Genomic DNA, 11,074 nt, shown 5'->3' on the forward strand with positions numbered 1-11,074 from the left:
ATCTCACAACGGTCTCTCCCCTTTATTTTAGTTTCGCCAGTGACAGAGACTCACATCACAGCGGATGGTTGTTGGTACCTAATCAGCATCCTGGAGGAACATAGATGTCCAATCTCAGAGTCGCCGTCGACGTCGGAGGCACATTTACTGACGTCTGCATTTTCGATGAAGAAACACAACGCATGCGTGTCACCAAGGTCCCGTCGACCCCGGCGGACCCCATGCTGGCGATATTGAACGGTGTGGAACGTGCCGAGATCAATCTGGCGGACGTGTCGCTATTCTCACACGGCACCACGGTAGCAACGAACGCCCTGATTACCCGGAACTTCCCCCCCGCAGCCATGGTCACAACAAAGGGGTTCAGGGACGTCATCGAGATCCGCGACGGTACGAAAGACGATCTTTGGGACGCCTACAACGACGTAACCGGTCCCTACATCCGCCGCCGCGACAGGTTCGAGGTGACCGAGCGTATTGACTACGCCGGCAATATCGTCGCTCCCCTGGACGAAGAGGAAGCCCGCCGTCTGGCCGCGGTGCTCCGTAAGCGCGGCGTCACAACCATCGCCGTCTGCTTCATCAACTCCTACGCCAACGCCGAGCACGAAATCCGGATGCGAAAAATCCTGGAAGAGGAACTTCCGGAAGCCACGGTCTCCACCTCGGCCGAGATCCTGCCCGAAATCTTCGAGCACGACCGATTCAACACCGCCGTCTCCAACGCGGTACTGGGACCCCTGGTGTCCGGCTACGTCAGCCGCCTCGCCGATGAGCTCAAAACCGGCGGTTACGACGGCGACCTGCTCCTCTTGCACTCCGGCGGCGGTTCCATGACCCCGCGCATGGTCAAGCGCTACCCTGTGCGCCTCGCAGCGTCCGGAATCGCAGCCGGCGCCATCGCGGCGAAGCACATCGCCCAGCAGTGTGGCTTCGAAAACGCCGTGAGCCTTGACATGGGCGGCACGTCTACCGATATTGCCCTGGTCTCCGACGGTGAGCTCCGCATCACCAAGGAATGGCAGGTTGAATATGGCCACCCCATCGTCTTTCCCAGCATCGAGGTTCTCACCATCGGCGCCGGCGGCGGCTCGATTGCGCACATTGACATTGCGGGTTCGCTGCGCAACGGCCCGCAGTCCGCGGGTGCCGATCCGGGACCCGCCTGCTACAACATGGGCGGCGAAGAACCGACCAACTGCGACGCCAACGTGGTCCTGAACAGGCTCGGATCCACCCTGGCCGGCGGCGCGAAGACGCTGGACCGCGGGCTCTCGCAGGCCGTGATCAAGCGTGCCATCGCTGAACCGCTGGACATGAGCGAAGAGGAGGCCGCCCACGCTATCCTCCAAGTCGCGAACGCCAACATGGCTGACGCCGTCCGCCTGATCTCCATCCGCCGCGGCTATGACCCCCGCGACTTCGCGCTGCTCGCCTTCGGTGGCGCCGGCGCCCTGCACGGCGTAGAGGTTGCCAGAGAACTGAACATTCCCACCGTTGTCGTACCACCCAACCCCGGCGTCACGTCCGCACTGGGGTGCCTGCTGGTGGATATCAGGCACGACCTGTCCGCGATGTACACGGCCGTTGCCGCCGACGCCGATCCGGAAGACCTGGAGAGCAAGTACAAGACCCTCGAAACTGAGGCCACCGCCCGGCTCCGACACGAAGGCGTGTCCGCGGAGAATTCGATCCTGCAGCGGATCATCTCCATGCGCTACCAGGGACAGTGGCGTTCGCTGGCCGTGAATATGGGAACCGGCGCCGGTGCTCTGGAAGAAGCTATCCAGAGCTTCCACCAGCAGCACGAGCGCGAATTTGCGTTCCGCCAGGATGATCAGCCCGTGGAGATCTACCAGCTGCAGCTCTCCGCTGTCGGCAAGACGCCCAAGCCCTCCTTCGCTCCTGCGACGGAATGGGTCTCCGAGCCTGGCGAGCCCGATTCGGTCCGGCCGGTGTACTTCGGAAAGGACGGCTGGGTCGATACACCCGTCTACGACCGCACCAAACTCGGCGCCGGCGCGACGTTCCAAGGTCCCGCCATCATCGACCAGCTTGACTCCACGACGGTCGTGCCCCCCCGCACCACCGCCGAGATCGACGAGTGGCTCAACATCCGAATCCACCTCACAGAGTTCAAAGACGAGCAGGAAGCCTAATCATGACCGACGTGATCACCATGCCAGATCTCCATGTCGCCCACACCGATGCACGGCAGGCATCAGGCCTTGACCCCGTGACATTCGAGGTGCTGAAAAACGCCTTCGTCACCAGCGTGGACCTGATGAGCGAGCAGATCCTCCGGACCTGCTATTCCTTCGTCATTTACTCCCGCGACTTCTCCTCCGCCCTCTGTGACGCGAACGGAAACACCGTCATGCAGGGCAGTGGCGACATCGCCGTCCACGTCGGTACCCTGCACTTCCAGTGCAAGGCCGTCATCGAAGAATTCGGCAAAGACATTCATCCCGGGGACGTGTTCGCCATCAACGACCCCTACCGGGGCGGCACACACTTCAACGACGTTAGCTTCATCCGGCCGATCTTCTCCGACGGTGAGGTGATCGCCTTCGCCCAGAACAAGGGCCACTGGGCTGACATTGGCGGCAACGTTCCGGGTTCATTCGATGTCAACGCCAAGGAACATTTCGGCGAAGGCCTGCGGATCACTCCCGTGCGGATCTGGAGTAAGGGTGTCTTCCTTCACGACGTCGCCCAGCTCCTGGTGTCGAACACCCGGGCACCGCGCCAGGCGATGGGTGACCTCCATGCCCAGTCAGAAGCGACCGCCGTGTGCGAGCGTGAAGTCCTCCGCCTGGTGGACAAATACTCCAAATCGACGGTCGTCGCCGCGATGCAGGAAACCCAGGACTACGTTGAACGGATCGTCCTGCGCCGCCTGGAATCCCTGCCGCAGGGAGTGTGGGAGACCACCGATTACATCGACTTCGATCCGGGCAAGGGCGAGGGCCTGGTGCCCATCAAGATCAAGCTGACCCTGGACGGCAAAGGCATCCACTACGACCTGAACGGTTCCGCGCCCGCCGTCGAAACCTTCCTCAACTCCGGTTACGGCACCACCCACTCCGCCATCTACGCCGGCACCAAGACGTTCTTCCCGGACGTTCCTCTGAACTCCGGCTTTTACGCCGCCGTCGATGCGGAAATCGGACCGGAGGGCACCGTGGTCAACGCCGGGTGGCCCTTCGCGGTCACCGGGTTCTGCTCCGGTCCCTACGAAAAGCTGATGAACGGGATCTTCGAGCTGTGGTCCCGGATCATGCCCGAGCGCGCCATGGCATGTGCGTTCAACCTCGAATACCTCCTGGTGGGTGGCCGCGACGGCCGCACCGACGATAACCCCTACTTCATGTGGTACGACTGGATGGCCGGCGGCTGGGGTGGTCGAGCCTCCAAGGACGGGTCCAGCGCCACCGCTCCGGTCTTCGGCCCCGGTTTGGCCGTCCAGCCCATCGAGGGCCAGGAGCGGCTCTCACCCGTCCTGACCACCGTTCACCAAATCGGCACCGACTCCGGCGGCCCCGGTAGATTCCGAGGCGGCCTCGGCATCGAAAAGGGCGGCATCCTGGTCGACGCGACGAAGACCGTGGTGAGTTACTGCTGCGACCGTGCACGCTCCATCACTTGGGGTATCGAAGGTGGCCTGCCGTCGATCCCGCACGGTGTGTGGATGAACAAGGGCACCGACCAGGAAAAGTTCCTCGGGTCCAACTTCTCCGCGGTTCCGCTGCACTCCGGGGACTCGTTCACGCGCCCGTCCGCCGGTGGGGGCGGCTACGGCGATCCTCTGGAACGCCCGTTCGACGAAGTCCTCGAAGACGTGATCGACGAGTACGTGTCGATCGAACGGGCAGCGAAGGACTACGGCGTCATCATCCGCGAAATCGACCGCGAACTCGACCAGTTCGAGATCGACCACGCAGCCAGCAACGAGCTGCGCCAGCAGATCCGCACCGACCGCCCCGGCTGGCTGACCGCCGATCCGGTCGACGTGGCTGCGAAGTACGGCGCCGGAGAGGTGGACATGCTCGACGTGATCCGACGCCATGGCGTGATTCTGGATTGGGGCACCGGGGAACTTTTCCCCGAGACCACTTCGGAGTTTCGCAAGAGCATGGAGAAGCGCTCTTCGTCCCATTGGCACTAAGCGCCTTCTGACCAACAACGGGCCCGCCGACACTGATCGCATCGGCGGGCCCGGCACCTCATTGCCCTGCACTCGCAATGGATCCGTGACCAGGGCAGGGAAAGTACTCAGTTTTGCAGGAAGCGAACCCCGGCTCGAACTCCGCGTACCCAAGCCAAGTGCTGCTCCCTCGAGCGCTCCGAGGCTAAGCCTCACCCTCCCTAGTTACTTCAACTGCTGCGAAAGGTACGAAATGTCGTACTCAAATTATGTCCTACCAACAAGTAGGCGTGCCGGAAGATGGTCCCTCACGATGGCTTGGTGGGCGGTGTTCTCCGCCATGTTCTGGATATACGTCGCCGTCGCTTCAGCAGGAGCAGTCGGCGTCGTGAACACCCTCATCGGAATGGCGCTAACCGTTGTCACCTACGGTGCCATCAACAAGGTTCTCTCACGCTATGCGGCGCGGACAGGGCTCACAGTCAGCCTCTTCTCCCGTACCCTTTTCGGACTCGTCGGTTCCGCGCTGGCGTCTCTGATCTTCGCAGCCACGGCCATCTACTATGCGGTGTTCGAAGGATCCATCATTGCCGTCGCGTTCCACGAGTTCTTCGGTGGGAGCATCCTCATTTGGTATGCCGTGGTGGTTATCTACGCCATTCCCCTGGCTCTGGGTGGCGTGCAGAACTGGCTGGACAAACTCAACGGTGTCCTTCTCCCGCTTTATGTTGCCGGCCTGATCGCAGTGGTCGTCGCGGCTACCCTTATCAGGGGCGTCCCCACGGACTGGATTGGCCAGGCAGCCGTCTCGTCGGGGCTGCCGGGCTGGCTGACGTCATACCTTATCTACATGGGCGTCTACATCATGATGATGTATACCTTCGACTATGCCAGGATGGGACGCCAGCAAGACGAGAAGTTCCTGGGAACCGTGACATTCGGCTGGGTCTTCTACGCATTCACGTTCGGGCTGAACGGGCTGGTTGGCATTTACATCATGAGTGCATGGCGCATTGAAGCCTCAGAAACAGGGGTCGTACAGGCGTTTATCTCATCGCTGGGACTGGTCGGCCTACTTGTCATCCTCATTTCACAGACGCGCATCAACACGGCAAACTACTACCTCGCATCGGAAAATCTGTCGGCGTTTGCCAGCCGGGTATTCAGGCTGGACCTGCCCCGCTTTGTCTGGGTCATCGTGACCGGGGCCCTGGCCTTCTTGCTTATGCTCACGGACGTTTTGAGTTACCTCCTCAAGGCGCTGGCGTGGCAGGGCGTCTTTGTCACCGCCTGGGTTGCCATCGCACTGGTATTCATTGGCCTGAACTGGAAAGCGCAGGGTAAGGTCCCCGATATCCGGCCGGCCAATCTCAAGGGAATCAGTCCCGGGGCAGTAGCCTGGGTGTTTGCGTCAGCAGTGGGAATTGCACTCACCGAACAGACGGCGTGGCCGGTAGTTTCCCAACTCACTCCCCTGATCACCATGGCCTTGGCGGCGGGCGTGTACTACGGCGCCTACAAACTCTCACCGCCGCGTTTGATCAGTTCCGAACAGACCATCGACCCGGCCGATGAAGAGCTTGATCCTGCCCTCACACATTAGACATAAGGGCCTTGAACCCCGTGGGTCCGGCAGTTTTTGCTGCCGGACCCGCGTCATCGAGTAAACGTCATCGAGTAAACTAGGGACTTGTCCCCGGTGCTGTCGGATCCGAGTGTCTTTGGGCATATGATCATCGCGCCTTCCACATGGAGCGGATCAATTGCTTCAGACACCGAGGACCACACGGAGAACGGGTAGCGGACTCCCGATGTGTGAACTGGCCCCTAAGATAGGGATCGATTTTTGAGTTACCCTGGAGCGGTCCTAGCGAAATCGGATCATGCGCGTGTTGCGTCGGGTGTTGGGCTCCGCACGGGCGAGGTCCAGGAACACTACGCAACTGGGATGCTCAGCCAAGGATGCAGAGTAGGAATTACCTGGAAGATGTCGCCCATATCAGTTGATCCACCGCTCTTGAGGGCGGAGCTGGTTGTGTTGTCCTGCCATCAACGGCTCGTATGTGGGTTCTGTAGCCTCAATGGTTAGCGTTGTTCCGGTGGCCAGGGCGGCTTCTTCGAACCAGCGGCGGACGCGCTCAAGCAAGGCTTCATATCCGTTAGGGTGAATCCTCGGCACTCAAACTCGACTACCGCCCGTTCCGGAATGATGTTCGTTGCGTGCCCGGCCTCAGCTACAAATAGAGCCACTCAGTGGCCTCCAGGTATTTGTTGGCGCGGTAACCCTACGGCGACTTGGCTCAGCACAGCCGCATCTGCAGCGTTTATCCCCAGATGGGGTATTGCTGCCGCATGGGCGGCCTTTCCAACAAATGTCGCCTGATACCTGCCCATCGCTGGGCGCCGGTACCTGCTGGGTTATAGGCTAGTCCGTCCTGGACTGGATGGGCCATCAGGGTAAGGCCGGTACCGTCAAACGCTCCACGTTCAAGATGCACCTTCCCGCCGCCGCTCGGGCGGGAAGCACGTCGTAGTCCACGCACACTGCCACCTTCAGATCACCGCTCCCCACTGTGGCTGTAAAAGCTGCACGACGGCCACCAGTGCCATGCTCAGCTGTGAAAAACCGCCTTTGGCCAGCAGCGCCGCTACTGCCTCCGACGAACGGACCTCCTCGAAAGCCACCTCGGGGTTGGAGTGGATTCCGCGGGCCATTGCCTGAACCTGAGACTTCCACTCCTTGACGCATTTTGCGCACCACGGTGCGCCCTGGAACGAAGGCGCCGCATTGCTGACCTGCGCTTGAGATCAATACAGCGAAGATATCGGGCTCTGACCTCCGCGGTCCTCGTAGTCGCCCGAGGATATCTGTGTATATCTCAACTCTGCCATGAAGGGACTCTATTGATGGCAGGGAGAGCGATGATGAGCACTTTCGGCGATCAGTACAGACAAAAGCGGATGTTTTGACGAACTGTACGGTGACTCGTGTTTGGGGCTTCCCTACGATCGGGGGACAGCCTGATTCTCCAAAGCGGCATCCATGTTCAGGTGTTCGCAGTCGAAACCAGGCGAAAGAAGGGATATTCATGCTGCAGCCTCAGGTGAATCGTTCAGGTAGTTTGACCGTCAACGCAAAAACAGGGCATCACGCGCCTTCCAGTGGCTGGTGGCGCCCCGAAAATGTTCCCCTCCCCGTCCGTTACCTGCAGCAAGGAGAGATCATGCCTCCGCTGCATGGCTCACAGACTGTGTGGACGCTCGTTCGCAATGTGCCACCTTCGGTAAGAGCCAGCTCCCGAAGCACATACTCCTGACGTGCAACGTCTTGTCGTTCTCCCTTGCACCTACCAGATTGAGAGAAGAGAAAAGCTCATGAAAAGCAGAATTGTCGTTCAAAGCAAGAACACCTCCCGGCGTATCGGATCACCTGAAGAAGTGCTCGGTACTTCCTCGTCTGTTGCCGGCGCGCAGCAGCCCGGGTGGGTAGGCTTGGCAGGTAAGCAGGCGCACGCCGATCGGCGGCCAGCCGAATCGACGCACAGGGCCGCATACGGTGCTCAGAACCGCTAGCAGAACTGCGCCGGTTTCCTGCAGGCTTCACTTGTCGCCCGGCGCTTTTGCGGCTGGCAAGAACCCGACGAGCCAGCCGACTTGGTTCTGTCGTTGTCGTTCTCATCAGGAGCGACCGACGGTGTTTGTGCGCCGCCTTGTGGAGTGCCCACAAACCAAACGCCCTTTGTTTTCGGGGGCCGGCAAGGGCTGCTGCCGTATTTCGGTTCCATTGGGTCGCCACGCCCCTTCCCGTATCCAGTCAAGAAAACCGACGGAGATAGAAGTGGAGGCTGAAGCCACGCCGATGAGCACAGCTAACAGCCATGGAACCGTTGCGGGGATGGAGGCACGTGCCTCTAAGGCGAGGATTCCAAAAGGGTCCGCTCAGCTTGAAGTCCAGCCTGTCCGCGGCGAGCGATCCCGGCCCCGCCAAGAGTGTTTCGACGCCCACGAGCCACCAGGAATGGAGGCCACTAACCGACGGTGCCGATCATCACGCCGGTGGCGATCACAACGGCTGCCTGCAGTTGGTGTTGGAGACGGAGTTGGTGGGGTTCGGTCCTGCCATACATACCAGTCAGCGCGCCAAAAAGGGCGTAGATAACCAGCTGCGGGTGTCCGAACATCGTAGAGCCAACGGTGGGGCTGCTAGGCCTGTGCGGACCCGTAGGGGCCGAGCGGTGGTCCCTGCTTGGAGGCGCAAAGCTGTGGAGTGCTCGGACGTGATGTTTCACGGGCCCCTGCTCCTCACCAGGTCGCTGTTTGGCCGCTCTGCACTAGCCCCAAAGCACGTAGCCAAGATCCTTGTGGAAGTACTCCCGCCGATCAGTGGCATCGGCGGCCAACCATAGGCCTGAGCCGTCCGGCATTTCTTCTTCGACGATTCCCCGTCGAATAACGCGGTCGTTGGAGCGGATCTCTACGATGTCGCCCACATGGTCCTGCCAATCTACTGTCCGGCGGAGGTGTGTAGCGGTGCGCCACTGCTCGAACATCAGCGTTCCAGGAGCAACGCGTCGCCCTGGCCCCCGCCCCCACATAGTGCAACGGCGGCTCGGCCCGTTTCGCGGCGGATGAGTTCGTGCACGGCCGTGACAACCAGCCTGGCCCCTGAAGCACCGATTGGGTGTCCGATGGCAACTGCGCCACCGTGTACGTTGATCCGATCCTCGGGTACGCCGAGCAGTTCCCCGGAATGCAAAGCAACTGAAGCGAAGGCTTCATTGATCTCAACCAGGTCGAGTTCTTCGGCCGGCCAGCCTTCGCGCTTCAGCGCGGCGTGGATGGCTTTAGCGGGTTTGTCCGGCAGGGATGTGTCAGGACCGGCGATTTGTCCGTGGGCCCGAAGGACAGCGAGGACATCCCATCCGTGTCTCTGGGCGGTCTCCCGAGTGGTCAGCACAACTGCCGCGGCGCCGTCGGTCAAAGGTGAGGCGTTGCCCGCCGTCACAGTCCCGTCCGGAGAGAATGCGGGGCGCAGACGGGCCAGCGACTCCTGTGAAGCATCGGGGCGGATGCCTTCATCCTGAGTGATCTCGAGGATGCCAGTTCGTATGGGAACCTTCACTGGGATAATTTCCTGGGCCCACACTCCTGACTCTTGAGCGGCAGCCGCTCGCAAATGGGAGGTAACGGCGAGGGCGTCTTGGGCTGCACGTGATATTCCAAGTGCGGAGTTCGCGCGGTCAGTGGCCAGGCCCATTGCCTCGTGGTCGAATGCATCTGTTAAGCCGTCCTGGGTGGCTGCGTCCACCAGAGTAAGCGCCCCGTATGGATTCCCGGTCCGTGTTCCTGCGACAAGGCGGGGGGCGTGGCTCATCGACTCCTGGCCGCCGGCAACGACGACGGCTGCGTCGCCGAGGCGCAGCATTCGGGCGGCCTCAATGATGGCCGTCAGACCAGAGAGGCACACTTTGTTGACTGTCACTGCGGGTGCGCTCAGGGGAATCCCCGCGGCTACTGCGCTCTGCCGGGCAGGGTTTTGTCCGGCCCCCGACTGCAGGACTTGTCCCATGATGACGGCATCGACGGTGTCTGCCGGTACGCCGGCCCGTGCAAGGGCGCCAGCGATGGCTTCTCCGCCCAGTTCAGCGGCGGAAAGTGGTGCCAGTTGGCCCAGCAGGCGTCCCTGAGCGGTGCGGGCTGCGCCCACAATGACAACGTCCCTTTTGTTGGTTGGTCGCAAGTCAGATTCTGTTTTCAATTCAATGCTCCGGGTTTCGAACTTCGGTTGGCCGCTCTTCGTTCGGAACGGTTATGCGGGTCATGTAGCGAGGAGTCGGGTAAGACCGCCGGACGGGAAGTTGGCACCGAGAGTCATGCAGCGGTCGATGTCCCCCCACGTAGCGATGACGCCCTCGTCCAGCATGAGCTGGGCTTCTTGTGCCAGGGCATCGCGGACGCGACGCCGTACCCGGTCCGGGTCAACTTCGCGCGGCTCCGGTGGCAGGATCAGGGCTGCCGGTGGAACCTTGCCGGTTTCATCGAAGAAGCCCGGCAGTCCGGCTTCGACGACCGCCGTGAGAGCAGCTGACCGGCCGAAACGATCGGGGTAAGCGCGGTGCAATGTGTCGCAGATGTGCCGTTGCACCGCGGGACCGATGTAGCCGATCAGGTGCAGGGGCGTCATAGGCAAATCCCATGGTTCCAGGGAGCGGTCAACCGTAGCGGGCTCCCCGCCATTATCGATTTCGGCCAGTATTTCGCTAAACAGGCGCGTGAGTAGCCGATTGACGACAAAGCCAGGAGTGTCAGCGACGGGTACGGCTGTCTTGCCCAGACCTAAGGCGAGATCCGACGCGATGAAGAGAGCGGCGTCCGATGAGAACGGGGTCCGGACCAATTCGACGAGCGGGAGGACAGCGACCGGATTAAAGAAGTGGAACCCGAGCACCCTTTCGGGGTGCCTGAGGCCACGTGCCATGCCGGTGACCGGAAGCGAGGACGTATTGGTGAGCAGGAGGGCATCTGGCCCGATGGACTCCTCCAGCTGCCGGAATACATTGCGTTTGGTTTTTTGGTCTTCGAAGACGGCCTCGATGGCGGCGTCGCACCCCCTGAACTTCGAGGGATCGGTGGTGCCCCGGATCAAACCGGCGATTTCCGCTGCCTCGCCTGGTTGAAGCCTGCCTTGAGACTCCTGCCGATCAAGGTGTCCGCGCATCCTGTGGAGGGCTGCGGACACCCGGTCGGCGGAAAGATCGCTGATCAGGACCGGGATGCGGAGCTTGTCCGCGACCACAAGGCCGAGCTGAGTCGCCATGAGACCGGCGCCGACGACGCCGAAGGTTTCAATAGTTTTCGGACGCCCCGGGTTGTTGGCTGATACCGGCACGGGGTCAGCAGTTGAAGGAGTGTATGACATCTGAGCCT

Annotated in this window: 8 protein-coding genes; 3 read left to right on the top strand and 5 right to left on the bottom strand. The window is 61.3% G+C overall.

What is annotated here, in order from left to right; all coding sequences use genetic code 11:
* Nucleotides 1–104: 104 nt before the first annotated feature.
* The 3 genes from ABEA18_RS23870 to ABEA18_RS23880 all read left to right on the top strand — a co-directional run bounded on the left by ABEA18_RS23870 (nt 105) and on the right by ABEA18_RS23880 (nt 5,750).
* On the top strand, nt 105–2,159 hold the full coding sequence (locus ABEA18_RS23870; protein ID WP_345453698.1) for a hydantoinase/oxoprolinase family protein: 2,055 nt from the start codon (nt 105–107) through the stop codon (nt 2,157–2,159).
* A 2-nt stretch (nt 2,160–2,161) separates the two neighbouring features.
* Nucleotides 2,162–4,168, top strand: coding sequence for a hydantoinase B/oxoprolinase family protein (locus ABEA18_RS23875; RefSeq protein WP_345453701.1), 2,007 nt, complete (start codon nt 2,162–2,164; stop codon nt 4,166–4,168).
* 292 nt (nt 4,169–4,460) lie between these two features.
* Nucleotides 4,461–5,750 carry a purine-cytosine permease family protein gene (locus ABEA18_RS23880; RefSeq protein WP_345453704.1) on the top strand — a complete coding sequence of 430 codons (1,290 nt, stop codon included), beginning with the start codon at nt 4,461–4,463 and terminating at the stop codon, nt 5,748–5,750.
* Nucleotides 5,751–6,700: 950 nt separating this feature from the next.
* Here ABEA18_RS23880 and ABEA18_RS23885 read toward each other — a convergent pair.
* From ABEA18_RS23885 to ABEA18_RS23905, 5 genes are all read right to left on the bottom strand, one after another.
* On the bottom strand, nt 6,701–6,862 hold the full coding sequence (locus ABEA18_RS23885; protein ID WP_345453707.1) for a hypothetical protein: 162 nt from the start codon (nt 6,860–6,862) through the stop codon (nt 6,701–6,703).
* Between the two features lie 1,313 nt (nt 6,863–8,175).
* A complete protein-coding gene (locus ABEA18_RS23890; RefSeq protein ID WP_345453710.1) occupies nt 8,176–8,328 on the bottom strand; it encodes a hypothetical protein in 153 nt (50 codons plus the stop codon).
* Between the two features lie 150 nt (nt 8,329–8,478).
* The gene (locus ABEA18_RS23895; protein ID WP_345453713.1) at nt 8,479–8,697 is read right to left on the bottom strand and encodes a hypothetical protein; all 219 of its coding nucleotides are present in this window, start codon (nt 8,695–8,697) and stop codon (nt 8,479–8,481) included.
* Nucleotides 8,697–9,887, bottom strand: coding sequence for an acetyl-CoA C-acetyltransferase (locus ABEA18_RS23900; protein ID WP_345453716.1), 1,191 nt, complete (start codon nt 9,885–9,887; stop codon nt 8,697–8,699). The genes ABEA18_RS23895 and ABEA18_RS23900 overlap by 1 nt, the downstream gene beginning before the upstream one ends.
* Nucleotides 9,888–9,965: 78 nt before the next feature.
* Complete coding sequence (locus ABEA18_RS23905) at nt 9,966–11,066, bottom strand: 3-hydroxyacyl-CoA dehydrogenase family protein (RefSeq protein WP_345453719.1); 1,101 nt, start codon at nt 11,064–11,066, stop codon at nt 9,966–9,968.
* Nucleotides 11,067–11,074 lie beyond the last annotated feature (8 nt).

Source organism: Arthrobacter gyeryongensis (assembly GCF_039543785.1).
GTDB lineage: Bacteria > Actinomycetota > Actinomycetes > Actinomycetales > Micrococcaceae > Arthrobacter > Arthrobacter gyeryongensis.

Excerpts from the sequence above, each read along its gene's own strand:
- ABEA18_RS23885 (WP_345453707.1), bottom strand. The coding sequence starts at position 6,862 with ATGGCCCGCGGAATCCACTCCAACCCCGAGGTGGCTTTCGAGGAGGTC.
- ABEA18_RS23870 (WP_345453698.1), top strand. The coding sequence starts at position 105 with ATGTCCAATCTCAGAGTCGCCGTCGACGTCGGAGGCACATTTACTGAC.
- ABEA18_RS23895 (WP_345453713.1), bottom strand. The coding sequence starts at position 8,697 with ATGTTCGAGCAGTGGCGCACCGCTACACACCTCCGCCGGACAGTAGAT.
- ABEA18_RS23905 (WP_345453719.1), bottom strand. The coding sequence starts at position 11,066 with ATGTCATACACTCCTTCAACTGCTGACCCCGTGCCGGTATCAGCCAAC.
- ABEA18_RS23890 (WP_345453710.1), bottom strand. The coding sequence starts at position 8,328 with ATGTTCGGACACCCGCAGCTGGTTATCTACGCCCTTTTTGGCGCGCTG.
- ABEA18_RS23880 (WP_345453704.1), top strand. The coding sequence starts at position 4,461 with ATGGCTTGGTGGGCGGTGTTCTCCGCCATGTTCTGGATATACGTCGCC.
- ABEA18_RS23875 (WP_345453701.1), top strand. The coding sequence starts at position 2,162 with ATGACCGACGTGATCACCATGCCAGATCTCCATGTCGCCCACACCGAT.